The organism is Streptomyces sp. SolWspMP-5a-2 (genome assembly GCF_900091845.1).
In the GTDB taxonomy this organism is placed as follows: Bacteria; Actinomycetota; Actinomycetes; order Streptomycetales; family Streptomycetaceae; genus Streptomyces; species Streptomyces doudnae.
On sequence record NZ_FMCI01000148.1, the window covers coordinates 26,697 to 51,132 of the forward strand.

At 71.3% G+C, this 24,436-nt stretch carries 17 protein-coding genes and 1 tRNA gene; 9 read left to right on the forward strand and 9 right to left on the reverse strand.

Annotated features, from left to right (window positions below):
• Positions 1 to 279 precede the first annotated feature (279 nt).
• The gene (gene polA / locus GA0115242_RS14830) at positions 280 to 3,015 is read right to left on the reverse strand and encodes a DNA polymerase I (RefSeq protein ID WP_093828492.1); all 2,736 of its coding nucleotides are present in this window, start codon (positions 3,013 to 3,015) and stop codon (positions 280 to 282) included.
• Between the two features lie 186 nt (positions 3,016 to 3,201).
• On the opposite strand from polA, the gene GA0115242_RS14835 reads away from it, so the two are divergent.
• From GA0115242_RS14835 to GA0115242_RS14865, 7 genes are all read left to right on the forward strand, one after another.
• Positions 3,202 to 5,481, forward strand: a complete 2,280-nt coding sequence (locus tag GA0115242_RS14835; RefSeq protein ID WP_093828494.1) for an FdhF/YdeP family oxidoreductase — start codon at positions 3,202 to 3,204, stop codon at positions 5,479 to 5,481.
• Between the two features lie 62 nt (positions 5,482 to 5,543).
• Positions 5,544 to 6,026, forward strand: coding sequence for a PaaI family thioesterase (locus tag GA0115242_RS14840; RefSeq protein WP_093828496.1), 483 nt, complete (start codon positions 5,544 to 5,546; stop codon positions 6,024 to 6,026).
• Positions 6,027 to 7,049: 1,023 nt separating this feature from the next.
• Entirely contained in the window at positions 7,050 to 8,273 is a 1,224-nt protein-coding gene (locus GA0115242_RS14845) for a branched-chain amino acid ABC transporter substrate-binding protein (protein WP_093828498.1), read from the forward strand.
• Positions 8,274 to 8,398: 125 nt separating this feature from the next.
• Positions 8,399 to 9,328: a branched-chain amino acid ABC transporter permease gene (locus tag GA0115242_RS14850; protein ID WP_093828500.1), complete on the forward strand. Its 930-nt coding sequence runs from the start codon at positions 8,399 to 8,401 to the stop codon at positions 9,326 to 9,328.
• Between the two features lie 4 nt (positions 9,329 to 9,332).
• A complete protein-coding gene (locus tag GA0115242_RS14855; RefSeq protein WP_093828502.1) occupies positions 9,333 to 11,138 on the forward strand; it encodes a branched-chain amino acid ABC transporter permease in 1,806 nt (601 codons plus the stop codon).
• 5 nt (positions 11,139 to 11,143) lie between these two features.
• Positions 11,144 to 11,944, forward strand: coding sequence for an ABC transporter ATP-binding protein (locus GA0115242_RS14860; protein WP_093828504.1), 801 nt, complete (start codon positions 11,144 to 11,146; stop codon positions 11,942 to 11,944).
• A complete protein-coding gene (locus tag GA0115242_RS14865) occupies positions 11,941 to 12,657 on the forward strand; it encodes an ABC transporter ATP-binding protein (protein WP_093828506.1) in 717 nt (238 codons plus the stop codon). Before GA0115242_RS14860 ends, GA0115242_RS14865 begins: the two co-directional genes overlap by 4 nt.
• Before the next feature lie 69 nt (positions 12,658 to 12,726).
• Here GA0115242_RS14865 and GA0115242_RS14870 read toward each other — a convergent pair whose 3' ends face one another.
• Complete coding sequence (locus GA0115242_RS14870; RefSeq protein WP_093828508.1) at positions 12,727 to 13,383, reverse strand: ANTAR domain-containing response regulator; 657 nt, start codon at positions 13,381 to 13,383, stop codon at positions 12,727 to 12,729.
• A gap of 99 nt (positions 13,384 to 13,482) precedes the next feature.
• Here GA0115242_RS14870 and GA0115242_RS14875 point away from each other — a divergent pair.
• Positions 13,483 to 13,555, forward strand: a tRNA-Leu gene (locus GA0115242_RS14875).
• Between the two features lie 152 nt (positions 13,556 to 13,707).
• On the opposite strand, the gene pyk is transcribed toward GA0115242_RS14875, so the two are convergent.
• Positions 13,708 to 15,144, reverse strand: a complete 1,437-nt coding sequence (gene pyk / locus GA0115242_RS14880; RefSeq protein WP_093828510.1) for a pyruvate kinase — start codon at positions 15,142 to 15,144, stop codon at positions 13,708 to 13,710.
• A gap of 133 nt (positions 15,145 to 15,277) precedes the next feature.
• Complete coding sequence (locus tag GA0115242_RS14885) at positions 15,278 to 15,976, reverse strand: SIMPL domain-containing protein (protein ID WP_093828512.1); 699 nt, start codon at positions 15,974 to 15,976, stop codon at positions 15,278 to 15,280.
• 151 nt (positions 15,977 to 16,127) lie between these two features.
• Here GA0115242_RS14885 and GA0115242_RS14890 point away from each other — a divergent pair, with 151 nt between their 5' ends.
• On the forward strand, positions 16,128 to 17,945 hold the full coding sequence (locus tag GA0115242_RS14890) for a bifunctional metallophosphatase/5'-nucleotidase (RefSeq protein WP_093828514.1): 1,818 nt from the start codon (positions 16,128 to 16,130) through the stop codon (positions 17,943 to 17,945).
• 70 nt (positions 17,946 to 18,015) lie between these two features.
• Here GA0115242_RS14890 and GA0115242_RS14895 read toward each other — a convergent pair whose 3' ends face one another.
• The 5 genes from GA0115242_RS14895 to GA0115242_RS14915 form a co-directional block, all read right to left on the reverse strand.
• Complete coding sequence (locus GA0115242_RS14895) at positions 18,016 to 19,434, reverse strand: lysine N(6)-hydroxylase/L-ornithine N(5)-oxygenase family protein (RefSeq protein ID WP_093828516.1); 1,419 nt, start codon at positions 19,432 to 19,434, stop codon at positions 18,016 to 18,018.
• A 424-nt stretch (positions 19,435 to 19,858) separates the two neighbouring features.
• Complete coding sequence (pepN, locus tag GA0115242_RS14900) at positions 19,859 to 22,357, reverse strand: aminopeptidase N (RefSeq protein ID WP_093828518.1); 2,499 nt, start codon at positions 22,355 to 22,357, stop codon at positions 19,859 to 19,861.
• 56 nt (positions 22,358 to 22,413) lie between these two features.
• Positions 22,414 to 22,983, reverse strand: coding sequence for a response regulator (locus tag GA0115242_RS14905; RefSeq protein WP_093828520.1), 570 nt, complete (start codon positions 22,981 to 22,983; stop codon positions 22,414 to 22,416).
• A gap of 140 nt (positions 22,984 to 23,123) precedes the next feature.
• Complete coding sequence (locus tag GA0115242_RS14910) at positions 23,124 to 23,492, reverse strand: chorismate mutase (RefSeq protein ID WP_093828522.1); 369 nt, start codon at positions 23,490 to 23,492, stop codon at positions 23,124 to 23,126.
• Between the two features lie 43 nt (positions 23,493 to 23,535).
• Positions 23,536 to 24,432, reverse strand: coding sequence for a helix-turn-helix domain-containing protein (locus GA0115242_RS14915; protein ID WP_093828524.1), 897 nt, complete (start codon positions 24,430 to 24,432; stop codon positions 23,536 to 23,538).
• Positions 24,433 to 24,436 lie beyond the last annotated feature (4 nt).

Sequence of the window (24,436 nt, forward strand, 5' to 3'; positions counted from 1 at the left end):
ACCCACCGGCCACCGGCCACCGGCCAGCAGACGCGGCCGACCCCGCCGCCCGACCGGAACGGCACACCCGGGCCACCGCGACGGCGAACCGGGCACCGGGCACCGGGCACCGGGCACCGGAACCCCGCCGGACCATCGGACCGCCGGACACCGTCCCGCACAGGGAAACCCGCCCGCTCTCCGCTCCCCGGCCCCGCTCCCCAGGGCCCCGGCAAGCGGACCCGGGGTCCAGAACGAACCCGGGGTCCGAGGCCGGCGCCCTCGGCCGACCGCTGCGCGTCAGTGCGCTGCCGACTCCCAGTTCTGGCCCACGCCCACCGAGACGTCCAGCGGGGCCCGCAGGTGGACCGCGTCGGCCATCTCGTGGCGGACCAGCTTCTCCGTCGCCTCGCGTTCGCCCGGGGCGATCTCCAGCACGATCTCGTCGTGCACCTGGAGCAGCATCCGCGAGGTCAGCCCGGCCGCGCGGAGCGCCTTGTCCACGTTCAGCATGGCGATCTTGACGATGTCCGCCGCCGTGCCCTGGATCGGCGCGTTCAGGGCCATGCGCTCGGCCGCCTCGCGGCGCTGGCGGTTGTCGCTGTTGAGGTCGGGCAGATAGCGGCGGCGGCCGAAGAGGGTCGCCGTGTACCCCGTCGCCCGCGCCTCGTCCACGGCCCGCCGCAGATAGTCCCGCACCCCGCCGAACCGCTCGAAGTACGTGTCCATCAGGGCCCGCGCCTCACCGGCCTCGATGTTCAGCTGCTGGGAGAGGCCGAACGCCGACAGACCGTAGGCGAGCCCGTAGGACATGGCCTTGATCTTGCGGCGCATCTCCGCGTCGACCGCGGACGTGTCCACCCCGAAGACCTGCGCGGCGACCGTGTTGTGGAGGTCCTCGCCGGAGGTGAACGCCTCGATCAGGCCCTCGTCCTCGGAGAGGTGGGCCATCACCCGCAGCTCGATCTGGCTGTAGTCGGCGGTCATCAGGGACTCGTAGCCCTCGCCCACCACGAAGCCCCGGCGGATGGCGCGGCCCTCGTCGGTGCGGACCGGGATGTTCTGGAGGTTCGGGTCGGTGGAGGAGAGCCGACCGGTCGCGGCGACCGTCTGGTTGAACGTGGTGTGGATGCGGCCGTCGGCGGCGATCGTCTTGATCAGGCCCTCGACGGTGACCCGCAGCTTGGCCTGCTCCCGGTGGCGGAGCATGATCACCGGGAGTTCGTTCTCGGTCTGGCCCGCGAGCCAGGCCAGCGCGTCCGCGTCGGTGGTGTACCCGGTCTTGGTCTTCTTCGTTTTGGGCAGGCCCAGCTCGCCGAAGAGGACCTCCTGGAGCTGCTTGGGCGAGCCCAGGTTGAACTCGTGCCCGGCGGCCGCGTGCGCCTCGTCCACGGCCTGCTGGACGGCCCCGGCGAACATCTGCTCCATGGCCTGGAGGTGCTCGCGGTCGGCGGCGATGCCGTGCCGCTCCAGACGGGCCAGCAGCACCGACGTCGGCAGCTCCATGTCCCGCAGCAGGTCCGCCGAGCCGACCTCCTGGAGGCGGACCCCGAAGGCCTCCCCCAGGTCCAGGACGGCGCGCGCCTGGACCATCAGCGCCTCGGCCTCGGCGCCGTCGTCCGCGCCGAAGGCGAGCTGCCCGTCGGCCGCGGCGGCGGGCGCCAGCTCACGCCCCAGGTACTCCAGGGAGAGCGCGTCCAGGTCGAAGGAGCGGCGGCCGGGCTTGACCAGGTAGGCGGCGAGCGCGGTGTCCATGGAGACGCCCTCGACGCTCCAGCCGTGCTCGGCGAAGACCCGCATCACGCCCTTGGCGTTGTGCAGGACCTTGGGCCGCCCGGCGTCGGCCAGCCACCCGGCGAAGGCGCGCTCGTCGGCCTCGTCCAGCTCGGTGGGGTCGAACCAGGCGGCCGGGCCGTCGGCGGCGGCGAGCGCGACCTCGGTGACCGACCCGGCGCCCAGCGCCCAGGTGTCGACGGTCGCGACCCCGAGCGGCCCGTTCTCCTCACCGGTGTGCGCGTCGAGCCAGCCCGCCAGCTCCCCGGTGCCGAGCACCGTGCCGTCGACCTCCACGCCCGGCGCGGCGGGCGGGGTGCCCTCGGCCTCCTCCGCGCCCGGGTCCACGGCGAGGAGCCGCTCCCGCAGCGACGGGTTCCTGATCTCCAGGGTGTCGAGGACGAGCGCGAGCGCCGTGCGGTCGTACGGCTCCCGCTCCAGGTCGGTGACGCCCTTGGGCAGCTCGACGGTGCGCACCATCTCCGTCAGCCGCCGGTTCAGCTTGACGGCCTCCAGGTGGTCGCGCAGGTTCTGCCCGGCCTTGCCCTTCACCTCGTCGACGCGCTCCACCAGCTCGGCGAACGACCCGAACTGGTTGATCCACTTCGCGGCCGTCTTCTCGCCGACGCCGGGGATGCCGGGCAGGTTGTCGGACGGGTCGCCGCGCAGGGCGGCGAAGTCGGGGTACTGCGCGGGCGTCAACCCGTACTTCTCGACGACCTTCTCCGGAGTGAACCGGGTCAGCTCGGAGACGCCCTTCGTCGGGTACAGGACCGTCGTGTGCTCGCTGACGAGCTGGAAGGAGTCCCGGTCGCCGGTGACGATGAGCACCTCGAAGCCCTCGGCCTCGGCGCGCGTGGCGAGGGTCGCGATGACGTCGTCGGCCTCGAAGCCGTCGACCGCGAACCGCGAGACGCGCATCGCGTCCAGCACCTCGCCGATCAGCTCGACCTGGCCCTTGAACTCGTCCGGCGTCTTCGAGCGGTTCGCCTTGTACTCGGTGAACTCCTCGGAGCGCCAGGTCTTGCGGGAGACGTCGAACGCCACCGCGAAGTGCGTGGGCTCCTCGTCACGGAGGGTGTTGGCCAGCATCGAGGCGAAACCGTAGATCGCGTTCGTCGGCTGGCCCGTCGCGGTCGTGAAGTTCTCCGCGGGCAGCGCGAAGAACGCGCGGTACGCCAGCGAGTGCCCGTCCATGAGCATCAGGCGGGGCCGCTTGCCGCCGGGGGTCTTGTCGGTCTTCTTCGCTGCTTTCTCTGCCACGCCCCCGATCCTGCCACGCCGCACTGACAGTCCGTCCCGCCCCGGCCGCCCGGGGGCCGCCCGGACGCTCCGCGGCCGTCACAGGTCCCCCACCGTCCCCGCCCGCACCGGGGCATCCCCTCCCGCGGTGTCACGTGCGAGGATCGAGTACGTACCTGTACACGTGCGCGCGAAGGAGTGTGTGTGATGGCCACCAAGCCGCCCAAGGGCGATCCGGTCCAGGACGCGCCGAAGGTCGCCGAGCCGAAACACGCGGCGGCGGGACTCCCGGCCATCGGACACACCCTGCGCATCGCCCAGCAGCAGATGGGCGTCAAGCGCACCGCGCTGACCCTGCTGCGGGTCAACCAGAAGGACGGCTTCGACTGCCCGGGGTGCGCCTGGCCCGAGCCCGACCACCGGCACGCCGCCGAGTTCTGCGAGAACGGCGCCAAGGCGGTCGCCGAGGAGGCCACGCTGCGCCGGGTCACCCCGGAGTTCTTCGCCGCCCACCCGGTGGCCGACCTCGCCGACCGCAGCGGCTACTGGCTGGGGCAGCAGGGCAGGCTCACCCACCCCATGTACCTGCCGGACGGCGCCGACCGCTACGAGCCGGTCTCCTGGGAGCGCGCCTTCGACATCGTCGCCGAGGAGATCGCCGCCCTCGCCTCGCCGGACGAGGCCCTCTTCTACACCTCGGGCCGCACCAGCAACGAGGCCGCGTTCCTGTACCAGCTGTTCGCCCGGGAGCTGGGCACGAACAACCTCCCGGACTGCTCGAACATGTGCCACGAGTCGTCCGGCTCCGCCCTGTCCGAGACGATCGGCGTCGGCAAGGGCAGCGTCCTGCTGGAGGATCTGTACCAGGCCGACCTGATCATCGTGGCCGGTCAGAACCCGGGCACCAACCACCCCCGCATGCTCTCCGCGCTGGAGAAGGCCAAGGCGGCCGGCGCCCGCATCATCAGCGTCAACCCGCTCCCCGAGGCCGGGCTGGAGCGGTTCAAGAACCCGCAGACCCCGCAGGGCATGGTCAAGGGCGCCGCCCTCACCGACCTGTTCCTGCAGATCCGGCTCGGCGGCGACCAGGCCCTCTTCCGGCTCCTGAACCGGCTCGTCCTGGAGACCGAGGGCGCCGTCGACACCGCGTTCGTCGACGAACACACCCACGGGTTCGAGGAGTTCGCGCGGGCCGCCGAAGCCGCCGACTGGGACGAGACGCTCGCCGCGACCGGCCTCGACCGCGCGGAGATCGAGGAGGCCCTGCGGATGGTCCTCGCCTCGGAGCGGACCATCGTCTGCTGGGCGATGGGGCTCACCCAGCACAAGCACTCCGTGCCCACCATCCGCGAGGTCGTCAACTTCCTCCTGCTGCGCGGCAACATCGGCCGTCCCGGCGCGGGCGTCTGCCCCGTCCGCGGCCACTCGAACGTGCAGGGCGACCGCACCATGGGCATCTTCGAGCGCCCCGCGCCCGCCTTCCTCGACGCCCTGGAGAAGGAGTTCGGCTTCGCTCCCCCGCGCGAGCACGGCTACGACGTCGTCCGCGCCATCCGCGCCCTGCGCGACGGCGACGCCAAGATGTTCTTCGCCATGGGCGGCAACTTCGTCTCCGCCTCCCCCGACACCGAGGTCACCGAGGCCGCCATGCGGCGCGCCCGGCTGACCGTGCACGTCTCCACGAAGCTCAACCGCTCGCACGTGGTCACCGGCGCGCGGGCGCTCATCCTGCCCACCCTCGGCCGCACCGAACGCGACCTCCAGGCGAGCGGCGAGCAGTTCGTGACCGTCGAGGACTCCATGGGCATGGTGCACGCCTCCCGCGGACGGCTGGCGCCCGCGCACCCCGGACTGCTCTCCGAGCCCGCCATCGTCTGCCGCCTCGCCCGCCGGGTGCTCGGCGACGCCAGCGTCGTCCCCTGGGAGGAGTTCGAGAAGGACTACTCGGCCGTCCGCGACCGGATCTCCCGCGTGGTCCCCGGTTTCGAGGACTTCAACGCGCGCGTGGCCCACCCCGGCGGCTTCGCCCTCCCGCACGGCCCCCGGGACGAGCGCCGCTTCCCGACCGCCACCGGCAAGGCCAACTTCACCGCCGCGCCCGTCGAGTACCCGGAGCTGCCGCCCGGCCGCCTGCTGCTGCAGACCCTGCGCTCGCACGACCAGTACAACACCACGATCTACGGCCTGGACGACCGCTACCGGGGCATCAAGAACGGGCGCCGCGTGGTGCTCGTCAACCCCGAGGACGCGGCCGCGCTGGAGGTGGCCGACGGCTCCTACGTCGACCTGGTGAGCGAGTGGCGGGACGGGGTGGAGCGCCGGGCGCCCGGCTTCCGGGTGGTGCACTACCCGACCGCGCGGGGCTGCGCCGCCGCCTACTACCCGGAGACCAACGTGCTGGTCCCGCTGGACGCCACGGCCGACACCAGCAACACCCCGGCCAGCAAGTCCGTGGTGGTGCGTCTGGAACAATCGGCGACCGACTGAGCGTTTGCTCAGCGAGGCGGCCCGGGAGGCCGCGGCGACCACGACGAACGGAGCCGGACACGATGGGCGAGCAGCAGCCGACGCAGTTCCCGCGGGAGGTCATCGCCGAGTACGCCGAGCTGGGCGTCGACCTGCCCGCGCTGTTCTCCGCCGGGCACCTCGGCAACCGCATGGGCGTCGAGATCGTCGAGGCGTCCGCCGACCGCGTGGTCGGCACCATGCCGGTCGAGGGCAACACGCAGCCGTACGGCCTGCTGCACGGCGGGGCCTCCGCCGTGCTCGCCGAGACCCTGGGCTCGGTCGGCTCGATGCTGCACGGCGGCAGCACGAAGATCGCCGTCGGTGTCGACCTGAACTGCACCCACCACCGCGGCGCCCGCTCGGGCCTGGTCACCGGTGTCGCCACGCCCGTCCACCGCGGGCGGTCCACCGCCACCTACGAGATCGTGATCAGTGACGAGGAGGGCCGCCGCGTCTGCACGGCCCGCCTCACCTGCCTGCTGCGCGACGCCCGTCCCGGCGAGGCGGCACCCGCCGCGGGCTGACCCGGCCCCACCCCGGCGGCGGGACCCCGGACACCCGCCGCCCCCTCCCTTCCCGGCACGGGCCACCGCCCCCTCGGGCACGCGGGAACCCACGGCCGCTCCCCCGCGGGACCCGGGCGCGCCCCACCCCCCGGGACCCGCCCGGCACCCCACTGCCCGCCCGGAGGGCGTCAACGCCCGTACCGGTGACCGTCGTTGACCGAACCCCGCCCTCCGCTCAGCGGACGCGGCCCCTCCCCGGCTCTCCGACACCCGCTCCCCGAGCCGCCCTTCCCCGCTCCCGGCCCCCGGCGCACGCGCCCCCGCCGAGGCAACGCACCGTCAGCACCGCAGCGCGCGGGCGCGGTCGCCCCGGTCCCGTCCCGCCGACGGCACCCCGCAGGCCGCCTTCACCACGTCCGTGTCCCAACTCCCCGTCACCGGCGGCCGTTTCCGGCCTGTCCGTACCGCGGGAACCGGACGGCCCGCACCTCGCCGCCGACCGCCGTCCGTCCCGCCCGCGGTGCCCGTGCCGGTGGCCGGATTTCCCCTTCCTCACCCGTGTCACTACGTCCCGGATGATCACGGTCCGGATATCGGTTTCCGACAGTTCGGGACTGCCCCCTAATGCGGACCCACCCATTCTGGTCGTAACACTAAGTAACGCGCGCGCAATACAGCACCGTCGATTGCCGCTGCCGGGCGACTGCCCGAAAGCCCTTTCCGCCTGCCCGAACAGGGCCCGTATGCCCGCCACCCCGCGCCCCGGGCCCACGGCCAAGCGGAAGTGCGGGTTCTCAGAATGCGGACCGGGCGGAAATTCCGCCAAAACGGCAAAGAATCCCCGGGGACAAGGTCCGCTCTCCAGGACGTCATAACAAGAAAGTCACAAGCCAGCCCACGGCGATGCCGCTACGTACACACCGGGCTTAGAGTCACGGCCAGTCACCGCTCCATCGGGAGTTAGGTACCAGCGCGGCACCCCACCGTTCTCACCAGACCGGGACGTGCCTGCGGAGAGGACTGATTGTGCGACAGCGTTCCTTGGTGATACTCACCTCCGTTCTCACGACCGGAGCCCTGACGCTCACCGCCTGCGGCTCCCGTGACGACAGCGGCAGCAAGAGCGACAGCGACTCGGGCACGACCTTCACGATCGGCGTCGACGCGCCCCTGTCCGGCGAGAACTCGACCACCGGTCTCGGCATCCAGTACGGCGTTCAGGTCGCCGTCGACGACGCCAACAAGAACAACTGGGTCCCGGGCGTCAAGTTCAAGGTCAAGGCCCTGGACGACAAGGCGCAGCCCGCCACCGGCCAGCAGAACGCCACCGCCCTCGTGGGCGACAAGACCGTCCTCGGCGCGGTCGGCCCCCTGAACTCCGGCGTCGCCCAGTCCATGCAGCAGGTGTTCAACTCGGCCAACATGGCCGAGATCTCTCCCTCGAACACCAACCCCGAGCTGACCATGGGCAAGAACTGGCAGACGGACAAGAAGCGCCCGTACAAGAGCTACTTCCGCACCGCCACCACCGACGCCCTCCAGGGCAGCTTCGCCGCCGACTACGCGTACAACGGCCTCAAGAAGAAGAAGGCCTTCGTCGTCGACGACAAGCAGACCTACGGCGCCGGTCTCGCCAAGATCTTCAACAAGAAGTTCGCCGAGCTGGGCGGCAAGATAGCCGGTACCGACCACGTCAACACCGGTGACAAGGACTTCGGCTCGCTCGTCACCAAGATCAAGAACTCGGGCGCCGACCTGCTCTACTACGGCGGCCAGTACGACGAGTCCTCGCTGATCACCAAGCAGCTCAAGGACGCCGGGGTGAAGATCCCCCTCTTCGGCGGCGACGGCATGTTCGCCACCACGTACATCGAGACCGCGGGCAAGGCGAGCGAGGGCGACCTCGCCACCTCCGTCGGCGTCCCCGTCGACACCCTGCCCGCCGCCAAGCAGTTCGTCGAGACCTACAAGGCCAAGGGCTACAAGGGTGACTACGGCGCCTACGGCGGTTACTCCTACGACGCCGCCTCCGCCATCATCAAGGCCGTGAAGGCCGTCAAGGACGCCAACGGCGACAAGCTGCCCAGCGACATCAACGACCTGCGCTCCAAGATCGTCGACGAGGTCCAGAAGTCCGACTTCCAGGGCATCACCGGCAAGGTCTCCTTCGACGAGTACGGCGACACCGGCAACAAGCAGCTCACCGTCTACCAGGTCAAGGACGGCGCCTGGAAGGCCGTCAAGACCGGTACCGCCACCGGCTGACCGCCCCACCGCATCAGCACCACCGGGCCGCGCGGGAGGAAGATCCCGACCGCGCGGCCCTTCCCACACCCCCACCCCCGCGCACGATCAGTGCACACGACCACCAGCGACATGGAGGCCACGCGGTGAACACCCTGCCGCAGCAGCTGGCCAACGGGCTGCTCCTAGGCTCGATGTACGGGCTTATCGCCATCGGCTACACGATGGTGTACGGCATCGTCCAGCTCATCAACTTCGCGCACGGCGAGATCTTCATGACCGGCGCCTTCGGCGCTCTCACGGTCTACCTCTACATCCTGCCCGACGGCACCAACATGCTGGTCGCCGTCCCCCTGATGCTGATCGGCGGCGCCATCGTCGCCGTCCTCATCGCCGTCGGAGCGGAACGGTTCGCCTACCGGCCCCTGCGCGGAGCACCCCGTCTGGCACCCCTCATCACCGCCATCGGCCTCTCCCTGGCGCTCCAGGAGGTCGTGCGCAACTTCTACCCCGGCGCCGACCGCGCCCGCGCGTTCCCCGGCCTCGACGCCACCCATGACATCGGCTCCGTCACCATCAAGGACGCCGACATCTTCCTCATCCTCGCCGCGATCGTCTGCATGTCGGGCCTGGCCTGGTTCGTCCGCAAGAGCCGCACCGGCCGCGCCATGCAGGCCACCGCGCAGGACCCGGACACCGCGCAGCTGATGGGCATCGACACCAACCGCATCATCGTCGTCGCCTTCGCCATCGGCGGGTTCTTCGCGGCCGTCGCCGCCGTCGCCTACGGCCTCAAGTACGGCAACGTCGACTACCGCATGGGCTTCCTCATGGGCCTCAAGGCGTTCACCGCGGCCGTCCTCGGCGGCATCGGCAACATCTACGGCGCCATGCTCGGCGGCATCGTCCTCGGCATCGCCGAGACCCTCGCCTCCGCCTACATCGACGAGATACCCGGCATGCAGCAGCTCGGCGGCCAGAGCTGGGCCAACGTCTGGGCCTTCTGTCTCCTCATCCTCGTGCTGCTGTTCCGGCCACAGGGCCTGCTCGGCGAACGCGTAGCGGACAGGGCGTGACCACATGACCGAGACGACCACGACCCCGCCCGCCGACCGGGCCCCCGCGCCCGCCGCCCGCGGCCTCGTCCCCCTGCCTCCCGCCACCGCGCTGCCCCTGCTGCTCGCGGGCGGGATCGCCACCGCCGCCTCCACCTTCCTCGCCTGGACGTGGACCGCGGAGTTCCCCGGCGACCTGACCGTCAGCGGCTACCCCGGCGGCCTCCAGTGGCTCACCTTCACCGCCGGACTCCTCACCGCCCTCTTCGCCCTGTCCGCCTACCGGGTCCGCGGCCTGCGCTGGCTCACGCCCGCCGGGAACCACGCGCCCCTCCTGCTCGTCGCGGTCGGCGGCTTCGGCACCACCTGGTACACGGTCCTCGCGATCACCATCAAACTCGGCGGGCTCGCCAACCTCGAACCCGGCGGGTTCATCGCCGCCGTCGCCTCCCTCGTCCCCCTCGTCGGCGCGCTCGCACTGCCCGCCGAGCACCGGGGCGAGGACCTCGCGACCGCCCTCGGGAAGCGGATCGCCAAGCCCGACCGGATCCCGGCGGCCGAGGCCACCACCCCGTGGGTGCAGCGCGCCGCCATCACGGCCGTCGCCGTCGTCGGACTGATCGTCTTCACCTACGGCATCGACACCGAGTACGGCGAGCTGTTCATCGGCTACCTGATCGTCGTCGTCTTCACCATCTGGGCCCTGCACACCGCGGGACTCCTCGACCGCTTCTCCCAACTGCTCGCGGGCAACCGCAGCTTCGCCCTCGCCATGGGCTTCCTCGCGGCGATCGCGTTCCCGTTCACCCAGACCGACGACCACTACGCCAACATCGGCGTCAACATCCTCATCTTCGGGACCGTCGCCCTCGGCCTGAACATCGTCGTCGGCCTCGCCGGACTCCTCGACCTCGGCTACGTCGCCTTCCTCGGCGTCGGCGCCTACACCGCCGCGCTCGTCTCCGGCTCCGAGTTCTCCAAGTTCTCCGGCGTCCAGTTCCCGTTCTGGGCCGCGGCCCTCTCCGGCGCGGCGGCCAGCCTCATCTTCGGCGTCCTCATCGGCGCGCCGACCCTGCGGCTGCGCGGCGACTACCTCGCCATCGTCACGCTCGGCTTCGGTGAGATCTTCCGCATCGCCGTCAACAACATGGACGGCGACTCCGGGCCCGACATCACCAACGGCCCCAACGGCATCCCCTCCATCCCCGACCTGTCCTTCCTCGGGTTCAACTTCGGCGAGGCGCACGACGTCGGCGGCTTCACCCTCGGCCGCTTCGCCAACTACTACCTGCTGATGGTCCTGATCATGGCGCTGGTCGTCCTGGTCTACACCCGCGCCGCGGACTCCCGCATCGGCCGCTCCTGGATCGCCATCCGCGAGGACGAGACGGCGGCCACCGCCATGGGCATCAACGGCTTCCGCGTGAAGCTCGTCGCGTTCGCCCTCGGCGCCTCCCTCGCCGGTCTGGCCGGAACGGTCAGCGCCCACGTCACCTACAGCGTGGTGCCCAACCCCTACCAGTTCGCCGGTTCGACGCCGCCCAACTCGGCGTTCCTGCTGGCCGCCGTCGTCCTCGGCGGCATGGGCACGGTGGCGGGACCCCTGCTCGGCGCCGCCCTGCTCTACCTGCTCCCGGAGAAGCTGGTCTTCCTCCAGGACAAGTCGCTGCTGGCCTTCGGCGTCGCCCTCATCCTCCTGATGCGCTTCCGGCCCGAGGGCATCATCGCCAACCGCAGGCGCCAGCTCGAATTCCACGAGACCGGCCAACTCGACGTACCGGACACCACGACGCTGACCGACGAACCGGCCGTCACCAAGGCAGGGACGTGAGACCCATGACGACACCTGTACTCGAAGCCCGCGACGTCACCATGCGGTTCGGCGGCCTGACCGCCGTCCGGTCCGTCGACTTCACCGTCAACTCCGGGGAGATCGTCGGTCTCATCGGCCCCAACGGCGCCGGGAAGACCACCTTCTTCAACTGCCTCACCGGCCTCTACGTGCCCACCGAGGGCACCGTCTCCTACCAGGGCACCGTCCTGCCGCCCAAGCCCCACCTCGTCACCAAGGCGGGCATCGCCCGCACCTTCCAGAACATCCGGCTCTTCGCCAACATGACCGTCCTGGAGAACGTCCTCGTCGGCCGGCACACCCGGACCAAGGAAGGGCTCTGGTCCGCGCTCCTGCGCGGCCCCGGCTTCAAGAAGGCGGAGCGCGACAGCGAAGAACGCGCCATGGAACTCCTGGAGTTCATCGGTCTCGCCCACAAGCGCGACCACCTGGCCCGCAACCTCCCCTACGGCGAGCAGCGCAAGCTGGAGATCGCCCGCGCCCTCGCCTCCGAACCCGGCCTCCTCCTGCTCGACGAGCCCACCGCGGGCATGAACCCGCAGGAGACCAGGACCACCGAGGAACTCGTCTTCGCCATCCGGGACCGGGGCGTCGCCGTCCTCGTCATCGAGCACGACATGCGCTTCATCTTCAACCTCTGCGACCGCGTCGCGGTCCTCGTCCAGGGCGAGAAGCTCGTCGAGGGCACCTCCGACGTGGTCCAGGCCGACGAGCGCGTCGTCGCGGCCTACCTCGGCGAGCCCTTCGAAGGCGACCCCAGCACCACCAAGGGAGAAGTCCAGTGACCGCACTGCTGGAGGTCGAGGATCTCAGGGTCTCCTACGGCAAGATCGAAGCCGTCAAGGGCATCTCCTTCACGGTCGAGGCTGGCCAGGTCGTCACCCTGATCGGCACCAACGGCGCCGGGAAGACCACCACCCTGCGCACCCTCTCCGGGCTGCTCAAGCCCAGCTCCGGGAGGATCACCTTCGAGGGCAGGCCGCTCGTCGGCGTCCCCGCGCACAAGATCGTCGCTCTCGGCCTCGCCCACTCCCCCGAGGGCCGGCACATCTTCCCGCGGCTCTCCATCGCCGAGAACCTCCAGCTCGGAGCGTTCCTGCGCAAGGACAAGGAGGGGATCGAGAAGGACATCCAGCGCGCCTACGACCTCTTCCCCATCCTCGGGGAGCGCCGCAAGCAGGCCGCGGGCACCCTCTCCGGCGGTGAGCAGCAGATGCTCGCCATGGGCCGCGCCCTGATGTCGCAGCCCAAGCTGCTCATGCTCGACGAACCCTCCATGGGCCTCTCGCCGATCATGATGCAGAAGATCATGTCGACGATCGCCGAGCTGAAGTCCCAGGGCACCACGATCCTGCTCGTCGAGCAGAACGCCCAGGCCGCGCTCTCCCTCGCCGACCACGGCCACGTCATGGAGGTCGGCAGCATCGTGCTCTCCGGCACCGGCGGCGACCTCCTGCACGACGAGTCCGTCCGCAAGGCGTACCTGGGCGAGGACTGACCCCTCCCCCGGCACACGACGAGGCCCGCGCCCCCTCGGGGACGCGGGCCTCCGACCGTTGCGGGCGGCTCAGCCCTTGGCGGCCTTCTTCTCCTGCGCGTCCTGGATGACCGCCTCCGCCACCTGCTGCATCGACATGCGGCGGTCCATCGACGTCTTCTGGATCCACCGGAACGCGGCGGGCTCGGTCAGGCCGTACTCGGTCTGGAGCACCGACTTGGCCCGGTCCACCAGCTTGCGCGTCTCCAGGCGCTGGGAGAGGTCCGCGACCTCCTTCTCCAGCTCCTTCAGCTCGGTGAACCGCGAGACGGCCATCTCGATCGCCGGGACGACGTCGCTCTTGCTGAACGGCTTCACCAGGTACGCCATCGCACCGGCGTCCCTGGCCCGCTCCACCAGGTCGCGCTGGGAGAACGCGGTCAGCATCAGGACCGGCGCGATGCGGTCCCCGGCGATCTTCTCGGCCGCGGAGATGCCGTCGAGCTTCGGCATCTTGACGTCCAGGATCACCAGGTCGGGGCGGTGCTCGCGGGCCAGCTCGACGGCCTGCTCACCGTCTCCCGCCTCGCCGACGACGCTGTACCCCTCCTCCTCCAGCATCTCTTTCAGATCGAGCCGGATCAGGGCCTCGTCCTCGGCGATGACGACACGGGTCGTCAGCGGAGGCACGTGCGACTTGTCGTCGTCGGGCGCGTCTGCGGGCTGGGGCGACTCGGGGGCGGTCACGGGGGCTCCTTGTCCGGGGCTGGGTGCTGCTCCCAAGAGCCTACCTAGCTGGGGTAAGGTAACGCGCAGCAGGTGACTCTGACCTGTGTGTGAGAGGAAGCCCCGGTAGTCCAGCGGTAGAGACACGGTGCTCAAACCACCGACAGCGTCGGTTCGAATCCGACTCGGGGCACTCGCCTTCGTATCGAAGGATGCCCAACGGAGCGGATGTCCACTGGTGTGGACATCCGCTTTCTGCTGTGTGTAGCCGGGATCACTCCCGGCGTGCGCCCGGCGGCCGGCGGGAGCCCGCCCCGCCGGCCGTCGGGGGACCGGACCCGCCCGCTACTTCGGGCTGTCGTCCTCGCCGATGTGGTGGATGCGGACCAGGTTGGTGGACCCCGACACCCCGGGCGGTGAGCCCGCCGTGATGACGACGACGTCCCCCGTCTCGCAGCGTCCGTGGGCCAGCAGGAGTTCGTCGACCTGGTCGACCATGGCGTCGGTGGAGTCGACGCGCGGGCCGAGGAAGGTGTCGACGCCCCAGGTCAGATTGAGCTGGGCGCGGGTGGCCGGGTCGGGCGTGAAGGCGAGGAGCGGGATCGGCGAGCGGTAGCGGGAGAGACGGCGGACGGTGTCGCCCGACTGGGTGAAGGCGACCAGGAACTTGGCCCCGACGAAGTCGCCGATCTCGGCGGCGGCGCGGGCGACGGCACCGCCCTGGGTGCGCGGTTTGTTCTGCTCGGTGAGCGGGGGCAGCCCGTCGGCGAGGAGGTCCTCCTCGGCGGCCTCGACGATCCTCGCCATGGTGCGGACGGTCTCCACCGGGTGCTTGCCGACGCTGGTCTCGCCGGAGAGCATCACGGCGTCGGTGCCGTCGAGGACCGCGTTGGCGACGTCGGACGCCTCGGCGCGGGTCGGCCGGGAGTTGTCGATCATGGAGTCGAGCATCTGGGTGGCGACGATGACCGGTTTGGCGTTGCGCCGGGCGAGGGCGACGGCGCGCTTCTGGACGATGGGCACCTGTTCGAGGGGCATCTCGACGCCGAGGTCGCCGCGGGCGACCATGATGCCGTCGAAGGCGGCGACGATGTCGTCGAGCGCGTCGACGGCCTGGGGCTTCTCGACCTTGGCGATGACCGGGACGCGGCGGCCCTCCTCGTCCATGATGCGGTGGACGTCGAGGATGTCGCGGCCGCTGCGGACGAAGGAGAGCGCGACGACGTCGAAGCCGGTGCGCAGGGCCCAGCGCAGGTCGTCCTCGTCCTTGCCGGAGAGGGCGGGCACGGAGACGGCGACGCCGGGCAGGTTGAGGCCCTTGTGGTCGGAGACGACGCCGCCCTCGACGACCCGGGTGCGGACGCGGGGTCCGTCGACGGCGGTGACTTCGAGGCAGACCCTGCCGTCGTCGACGAGGACGCGTTCACCGGGGGCGACGTCGGCGGCGAGACCGGCGTGGGTGGTGCCGCAGGAGTGGCGGTCGCCGGGCGCGTCCTCTTCAACGGTGATGGTGAAGGTGTCGCCGCGTTCGAGAAGTACGGGGCCTTCGGTGAATCGGCCCAGGCGGATCTTCGGACCCTGAAGATCGGCGAGCATTCCGACATTGTGGCCGATCTCCTCGGCGGCCTTTCGGACGCGTCGGTATCGCTCCTCGTGTTCGGCGTGGGAGCCGTGGCTGAGGTTGAGTCGGGCGACGTCCATTCCGGCCTCGACCAGTGCTTTGATCTGGTCGTACGAGTCGGTGGCGGGGCCCAGGGTACAGACGATCTTTGCGCGGCGCATACCGTGAAGCCTAGGGCTTACCGATGGGTAGGGAATTGGGCGTGCGTGTCCGTTCGACGACCGGTGGATGAAACGTCGTGAACAGATCTCGAATGATAAGGAGATCCGCTCCGATGAGCATATTCATTGCTTTTCAGAGGCGCGGGGGCACCAGCGTGAAACGGGCATTGACGGCGGCGTGGATTTCCTGCCGCTGGGGTTCGAGATCGAGCGGTGCGGGGGTGTCGTCGGCGGGACCCGCGAAGGCCATGGAGCGGGCGCGGCCGGGACCCGCCGGGTAGGGCTGCGGGATGTCGGCGCCGATGTCGGCAATCTCCAGGAGCGCGGCGAGGGTGGTGCCGAGGGCCTCGGCGTACTCGCGGGCGCGCTGGACGGCCTCCTTGACGGCCTGCCGCCGGGCGCGGGCGTGGACGGGCGAGTCGGGGCGCAGGCTCCACGAGGGCCCGTCGAGGCGGGTGAGGTCGTGGTCGGCGAGCTTGGTGGTGAGTTCACCGAGGGCGGTGAAGTCGCCGAACTCGACGGTGAGATGGACGCTGCCGTGGTAGGTGCGGACGCGTTCGCCCCGGCCGCGCGGGGCGAGTTCGGGGGCGAGGGAGAAGTGGCCGGTCTCCAGGTGCTCGACGGCGTCGCCGTAGCTCTTGAGCAGGTCGAGGGTGGTCGCGTTGCGCCGGGTGAGGTCGTCGAGGGTGGCGCGGCGGTCCTTGCCGCGGGCGGTGAGGGTGATGCCGACGCGGGCGATCTCGGGGTCGGCCTCCAGGTGGGCCTCGCCGCGGACGGCGATGTGCGGCGCGTCGGGGGTGGGGTGGGGGTGGCCGGGCGTGGGGGTGGTCATACGCCCCACTCTGTCATGTCTCGGTCGATCGGGAGAGTGTCCGCACCGGTGTTCGGTCACCAGATCGAAACCTCGCAGACCTATTGCCGGGCACCGGGAGCGGGTCAGAATCTACGCGCGTCATCGACCTTTTCCTCCAGGAGATCCAGACATGCCGTTGAACCGCCGGAAGTTTCTGACGAAGTCCGCCGTGACCGGGGCCGGGGTGGCCCTGACCGGTGCCGTGACGGCTCCCGCGGCGGAGGCGGCACCCGGCCACGGACACGGACACCCGCACCCGAAGCCCGCGAAGCGGTACGCGCTGACCGTGCTGGGCACCACCGACCTTCACGGGCATGTCTTCAACTGGGACTACTTCAAGGACGCGGAGTACACGGACAGCGCGGGCAACGCGCAGGGCCTGGCCCGGATCTCGACGCTGGTGAACGCGATCCGCAAGGAGAAGGGCCGCGAGAACACGCTGCTCATCGACGCGGGCGACACGATCCAGGGCACGCCGCTGACGTACTACTACGCGAAGGTCGACCCGATCACCGCCAAGCGCGGCCCGGTGCACCCGATGGCGCAGGCGATGAACGCGATCGGGTACGACGCGGCCGCGCTGGGCAACCACGAGTTCAACTACGGCATCGAGACGCTGCGGAAGTTCGAGAGCCAGCTCCGGTTCCCGCTGCTGGGCGCGAACGCGGTCGACGCGAAGACGCTGAAGCCCGCCTTCCAGCCCTACGTCATGAAGACGTTCCACGTGAAGGGCGCCCCGCCGGTGAAGGTGGCGGTGCTCGGCCTGACGAACCCGGGCATCGCGATCTGGGACAAGGCGTACGTGCAGGGCAAGTTGACGTTCCCCGGCCTTGAGGAGCAGGCGGCGAAGTGGGTGCCGAAGCTGCGCTCGATGGGCGCGGACGTGGTGATCGTCTCGGCGCACTCGGGCTCCTCGGGCACGTCGTCCTACGGTGACCAGCTCCCGTACGTGGAGAACTCCGCGGCCCTGGTGGCGCAGCAGGTGCCGGGGATCGACGCGATCCTGGTGGGCCACGCGCACCTGGAGATCCCGGAGTTGAAGGTCACCAACACCGCGACGGGCCGCACGGTCGTGCTGTCGGAGCCGCTGGCGTTCGCGGAGCGGCTGTCGGTGTTCGACATCGGCCTGGTGTTCACCAAGGGCCGCTGGTCGGTCGAGACGGTCGCCTCGAAGGTGCTGAACTCCAACACCGTGGCGGACGACCCGAAGATCACCCGGCTGATCAAGGACCAGCACGCCAAGGTCGTCCGGTACGTGAACCAGGTCGTCGGTACGGCGACGGAGACGCTGACCACGGTCGACGCCCGGTACAAGGACGCGCCGATCATCGACCTGATCACCAAGGTCCAGGAGGACGTCGTCAAGGCGGCCCTGGTGGGGACGGAGTACGCGTCGCTGCCGGTGCTCGCGCAGGCGTCGCCCTTCTCCCGGACCTCGGAGATCCCGGCGGGGAGCGTGACGATCCGGGACCTGTCGGGTCTGTACGTGTACGACAACACCCTGGTCGCGAAGGTGATGACGGGTGCGCAGCTGCGGGCGTACCTGGAGTTCTCGGCGGAGTACTTCGTGCAGACGGCCGCCGGTGCGCCGGTCGACGTGGAGAAGCTGACCAACGCGAACAACCGTCCCGACTACAACTACGACTACGTGTCGGGGCTCTCCTACGACATCGACGTCGCGCAGCCCGCCGGGTCGCGGATCAAGAACCTGACGTACGAGGGCGCGGCGCTGTCGGACACGCGGCAGTTCGTGCTGGCGGTGAACAACTACCGGGCCAACGGCGGCGGCGCGTTCCCGCACGTGGCGTCGGCGACGGAGGTGTGGTCGGAGTCGACGGAGATCCGCACCCGGATCGCCGAGTGGGTGACGGCGAAGGGCGTGCTGGACCCGAAGGACTTCGCGTCGGTGGACTGGCGGCTGACGCGGAACGGGACCCCCGTGTTCTAGCCGCTTCCCGCGCGGTGCGCCCCGGTCGGCAGGTCGCCGGCCGGGGCGCCGTCGTGTCGGGCGCCGGGCGTCATCTGCCCTCGACGAGGGGGGTGAGGACGGTGGCCTGGCGGGCGGCGGGGATGTGGGGGGTGCGCTGGTCGAGCCCGAAGGTGGTGAAGGCGGTGCGGGCCGGGAGGCGGTAAGTCTCCTCGCCGGTCAGGGAGTTGAGGATGGTGGCGCTGCGCCAGGCGGCGAGGCCGAGGTCGGGGGCGCCGACGCCGTGGGTGTGGCGTTCGGCGTTCAGGACGTAGGCGTGGCAGCCGGTGGTGGTCACGGAGGGGTCGAGGACCAGGCGGAACCGCTCGTCGACGCGGGGGCGTTCGCGGCTGTCGCGGCGGAGGTAGGGGTCGAGTCCGGCGAGGACGCCGTCGAGAGGCCGTTCCCGGTAGCCGGTGGCGAGAACGACGGCGTCGGTGGTGAGGCGGGTGCGGGTGGCCTGCTGCACATGTTCGAGGTGGAGTTCGACCCGGGTGGTGGCGATGCGGCCCGCGGTGCGGACCCGGACCCCGGGGGTGAGGACGGCGTCGGGCCAGCCGCCGTGCAGGGTGCGCCGGTACAGCTCGGCGTGGATGGCGGCGATGGTGTCGGCGTCGATGCCCTTGTGGAGTTGCCACTGGGTGGTGTTGAGGCGGTCGCGGGTGCTCTCGCCGAGCGCGTGGAAGTAACGCGTGTAGTCGGGGGTGAAGTGTTCCAGGCCGAGCTTGGAGTACTCCATGGGCGCGAAGGACTCGGTACGGCCGAGCCAGTGGAGCCGTTCGCGGCCCGGGGGACGGTCGCGCAGGAGGTCGAGGAAGATCTCGGCGCCCGACTGCCCCGAGCCGATGACGGTGACGTGGCCCGCGGCGCGCAGGGTGTCGCGGTGGGTGAGGTAGTCGGCGGCGTGGACGACGGGGACGGCGGGGGTCTCCACGAGGGGTTTGAGGGGCTCGGGGACGTACGGCTCGGTGCCGATGCCGAGGGCGACGTTGCGGGTGAAGGTGCGGCCGAGCGCCTCGGCCTCGCCGTCGGCGTCGAGCTGGGTGTAGTCGACCTCGAACAGGGAGCGTTCGGGGTTCCAGCGCACGGCGTCGACCTGGTGGCCGAAGTGCAGGGCGGGGAGTTCGCCGGCGACCCAGCGGCAGTAGGCGTCGTACTCGGCGCGCGCGATGTGGAAGTGCTCGGCGAAGTAGAACGGGAAGAGGCGGTCGCGGGTCTTCAGGTAGTTGAGGAAGGTCCACTGGCTCGCGGGGTCGGCGAGGGTGACGAGGTCGGCGAGGAAGGGGACCTGGATGCGGGCGCCGTCGAGGAGGAGGCCCGGGTGCCAGCTGAAGTGGGGGCGCTGCTCGTAGAAGGCGGCGTCGAGCCGGGTGAGGGGGGCGGCGAGAGCGGCGAGGGAGAGGTTGCTCGGGCCGATGCCGATGCCGACGAGATCGCGGGAGGCGTCGGGCTCGGGGTGGGGGGTGGTCATGCGGGGGTGGTCCTTCCACGGGTGCCTGCGGTGCGGGGGTGCGGGGCGCCGTGGGGCTGGCTGTCGGTCCTGTCGCGGGGTGGGTGTGGATCGGTTCTCCCGGGCGCCGTCCCAGCTTGGCCGCACCGGTGGGAGGCGCTCCGGCTGTTCGGAGATGTGGACCCGAAAGGGGTACGTCTGGCGCGGCCCCGGGAGCGGTGGGGGGACTGCGGAGCCGCGTGACTTCTCACGTCACGCGACTCCGGCTGCCGGGGGGGCGGGCGCGGGCAGGGGCACAGGCACGCCACGGGCATGGGCGCGGGCGCGGGCCGACGAACACACGGCCCAGGCCGAAGCGGGCGCCGACCGGGATCACACGCCCCCGGCCGACACAGGTACAGGCCCGCCGGTCACCCGCCCCGCGTGATACGGCCGGGTCCCCGCTTCACTCGCCCTCGCTGCCGTGGCCGCGGACCTTCAGGGCCCGTGCGAGGTCGTCGAGTTCGTCGATGAGTTTGCGGCGCAGGGCCGGGGTGGGGTCGGCCTTGCGCAGGCACTTCTCGCCGAGGCGCAGGGTCTCCCCGTCGACGGCGTGGGCGGGGAAGGCGAACCGCCCGGCGGCGGCGGCGATGGCGGGGCCGCGGCGGGCGGCCAGCGCGGGCGCCTCCTTGAAGTAGCGGGGCACGTACTCCCGGACCAGGTCGGCCTGTTCGGGCTGCCAGAAGCCGCGGGCGGTGGCGGTGAAGAGGTAGTTCGACAGGTCGTCGGTGCTGAACATGGCGTCCCAGGCGCGCCGTTTGGCGTCCGGGTCCGGAAGCGCGGCGCGGCAGCGGGCGGCGCCCTCCTGGCCGGTGGCGGAGGGGTCGCGGCGCAGTTCGGCGGCGATGGTGTCCTCGTCGGTCGCGCCGAGGACGGCGAGGCGGCCGAGGACGCGCCAGCGCAGCTCGGGGTCGAGTTCGGGCCCGCCGGGCACGGTGCCGTCGGCGAGCCAGGCGGCGATGGCGTCGGGGTGCGCGGAGACGTCGACGAGGTGGCGCACGGCGATGAGGCGCAGGCCGGGGTTGTCGCCGTCCTCGGTGCGGCGGATGAGGTCGCGGCAGAGCCCGGTGAGGGTGGCGAGGGCCGCGGGGCGCCGGTCGGGGGCGAGGTAGCGGTCGGTGATCTGGCCGATGGCGAAGGCGAGGACGCCCTGGACGAGGGCGAGGTCCGTCTCGTGCGGGAGGTGGTCGCGGGCGGTGTCCAGGTAGCGGGCGGCGGGGAGTTCGCCGTCGCGGACGGCGTCGCGCAGGGCGTTCCAGGCGACGGCCCGGGTGAGGGGCTCGGGCAGGGCGCGCAGGCGGGTGAGGACGGTGTCGGCGGAGCGCGGGTCGAAGCGGACCTTGGCGTAGGTGAGGTCGCCGTCGTTGAGGACGAGGAGCGCGGGGGCCTTGCCGAGGGGCTGGGGGTCGTCCTGGGGGATGTCGAGGTGGAGGCGTTCGCGCAGGACGAGCCGGTCGTCGTCGGTGAGGTCCTGGTCGTAGACGCCGACCGCGACGCGGTGGGGGCGCTGTCCGGCGCGGGTGACGGTGAGGGTGCGGGTGCCGTCGGGCGCGGAGGCGACGGTGGGGGTGAGGGTGTCGACGCCGGTGGTGCGCAGCCAGGCGTCGGCCCAGGCGTGGACGTCCCGTTCGGTGGCCGAGGCGAGGGAGTCGAGGAAGTCGGCGAGGGCGGCGTTGCCGAAGCGGTGGCGGGCGAAGTGGGTGTTGATGCCCGCGAGGAAGTCCTTCTCGCCGAGCCAGGTGACGAGTTGGCGCAGCGCGGAGGCGCCCTTGGCGTAGGAGATGCCGTCGAAGTTGAGGAGCGCGGCGGCGGTGTCGTCGACGGCGTCGGGGGCGACGGGGTGGGTGGAGGGGCGCTGGTCGGCGTCGTAGCCCCAGGGCTTGCGGACGACGCCGAAGTCGGTCCAGGTGTCGGTGAAGCGGGTGGCCTCGGTGAGGGTCTGGTAGCCCATGTACTCGGCGAAGGACTCGTTCAGCCAGATGTCGTCCCACCAGCGGAGGGTGACGAGGTCGCCGAACCACATGTGGGCCATCTCGTGGGCGATGACCATGGCGCGGGTCTGGCGCTCGGTGTCGGTGACGGCGGAGCGGTAGACGAACTCGTCGCGGAAGGTGACGAGGCCGGGGTTCTCCATGGCGCCGGCGTTGAACTCGGGGACGAACGCCTGGTCGTAGGAGTCGAAGGGGTAGGGCTCGTCGAACTTCTCGTGGTAGCGGTCGTAGCACTGCCGGGTGATGTCGAGGAGTTCGTCGGCGTCGGCGTCGAGGTGGGCGGCGAGGGAACGGCGGCAGTGGAGGCCGAAGGGCAGGCCGCGGTGCTCGGTGCGGACGGAGTGCCAGGGTCCGGCGGCGACGGCGACGAGGTAGGTGGAGATGAGCGGGGTGGGCGCGGCCTTCCAGCGGCCGTCGCCGAGGTGCTCGGTGACGCTGTTGGCGAGGACGGTCCAGCCGTCGGGGGCGGTGACGGTGAGGTCGAAGACGGCCTTGAGGTCGGGCTGGTCGAAGGCGGCGAAGACGCGCTGGACGTCGTCCAGGAAGAGCTGGGTGTAGAGGTAGGTCTCGCCGTCGGTCGGGTCGGTGAAGCGGTGCATGCCCTCGCCGGTGCGGGAGTAGCTCATGACGGCGTCGACGCGCAGCTCGTGGTCGCCGGCGGTGAGGCCGGTGAGGGGCAGCCGGTTGCCGGTGAGGGTGCCGGGGTCGAGGGGGTGTCCGTCGAGGGTGGCGGAGCGCAGTTCGGCGGGCTTCAGCTCGACGAAGGTGTCCGCGTCCGCGCGGGCGGTGAACTGGATGACGGTGAGGGCGTCGAAGGTCTCGTCGCCGCTGGTCAGGTCCAGGTCGATGGTGTAGCGGCGGACGTCGAGGAGCTTGGCACGGGTCTGCGCTTCGTCGCGCGTCAGTACGGACATGCAGGACATGCTGCCTGATGCCGTGGAGGAGGCACAGGGGCGGCCCGGTACAGGCGTTATGTCCGGTCGGGAGCGGGCTCCTGGGCGGGTGTCCGGTTCTCGCCGTCGCGCTGGACGGGGATGGCGGTGTCGGCGCGGGGGCGGGCCTGGCGCCGGTCGGGGGCGGTGGGCGCGGGGGTGCGCGGATGGTGTCCGCCGGTGCGGGCGCGCAGGGCGCGCACCTCGCGTTCGAGGGCGACGGAGCGCTGGTGGGCGTCGTAGAGGTAGCGGACCTTGGTGCGCAGCGTCCAGGGGTCGACGGGTTTCATGACGAGGTCGGCGACGCCGAGGCCGAAGGCGGCCGAGGTGAGTTCCTGGTCGGTGCCGAAGCCGGTCAGCAGGATCACCGGGATGTGCTGGGTCTGCTCCAGGCGGCGCAGGTAGCGGACCACGTCGAGGCCGCTGACGCCGGGCATCCGGACGTCGAGCAGGAGCAGGCCGATCTGCCCGCGCAGGACGTGCTTGAGGGCCTCGTCGCCGCTGGTGGCGCGCAGCAGGCGGTAGCCGAGCGGCGCGAGGGCGCTCTCCAGGGCGTAGAGGGTGTCCTCGTGGTCGTCGACGATGAGGATGGCGGCGTCCGGCGGCATGTCCCGGTGTCCCTCCCGCGTGGTCCACGGGTGTGGATCCACGTCCGCTGACGGGGCGTGCTCGTCGGGTGACGAGGAGTGCTCAGCGCAGCATGCCCCGCGCCGGGCCGTCTGTCACGCCCCTGTGGCTTCCTCCGAGGTCAATGCGCCGTCGGGGCGGGGCCGTCCGCGGTGTCCTCGGCGTCGTCGGCGTGGGACGCGATGGACTCGTGGTGCCTGATGACCTCGGCGATGATGAAGGTCAGGAACTTCTCCGCGAAGGCGGGGTCGAGTTTGGCGCTCTCCGCGAGGGCGCGCAGCCGTTCGATCTGGCGGGACTCGCGGGCCGGGTCGGCGGGCGGGAGCTGGTGCCTGGCCTTGAGGTGGCCGACCTGCTGGGTGCACTTGAAGCGTTCGGCGAGCATGTGGACGACGGCCGCGTCGATGTTGTCGATGCTGTCGCGCAGCCGCCCGAGCTCCTCGCGGACGGCGGGATCGACGTCACCGGTACCGGTGTTGCTGGTGGTCATGGGCGACCACCCTACGGGTCCCGGCGCGGGGGCACGGGCCGGGTCAGCCGGTCCGGCGGCCGGGTGAGCGCAGGACCGGCCGGTCGGCGGGGTCGGGCACCCGGTCGCTCCAGCCGCCGGGGACGGCGCGGCCCTGGAGGGCGCGGAAGCGGACGGGGGGTGTGCCGACGCGGCGGGTGAAGAGGCGGGAGAAGTAGGCGGGGTCGTCGTAGCCGACCCGGCGGGCGACGGCGGCGACGGGGAGTTCGGTGGCGGCGAGGAGTTCCTTGGCGCGGCCGAGGCGGATGCCGAGGAGGAAGTCCTTGGGGCTGCATCCGGCGCCGCGGCGGACGGCGGCGCGCAGTTCGGCGGGGGTCATCCCGTGCCGGGCCGCGTGGTCGGCGACGGACATCGGCTTGAACGCGTCGCGGGCGAGGGAGCGCAGGACGGGGTCGCCGTCGGGGGCGAGGTCGGCGCGGGCGCGGCGCAGGGCGACCAGGAGTTCGTGGACGGCGGCGCCGGTCTCCACTTCGAGGAGGGGGTTGCCGAGCCGGGCGGCGCGGGCCATGCGGGCGATGACGGCGCGCGGCGCGGTGGCGTCGGAGAGGGGCACCACGGGCCGGTCGGGCTCGATGTAGCCGAGTTCGGTGTAGGAGGCGGTGGCGGGTCCGGCGAAGTCGACGAAGCCCTCGTCCCAGCCGGTGGCGGGGTCGGGCGCGTAGTGGTGGGGGGTGCCGGGGGTGAGCCAGAGCAGGGCGGGCGCGGTGACGGGGGTGGGGCGGCCGTCGGGGTGCAGGTAGCGGCCGGTGCCCGCGCTGATGACGACGGCGGTGTGGTGGTCGAGGACGCGGGGGCCGACCGGGGGCAGGGCGCCGTGCTGGAGGCCGACGCCGAGGCAGACCAGACCGAGCCGGTGGTGCGCCGGTCCGGGGGTGAAGAACCGCATCCAGGTGTGGTACATCCGC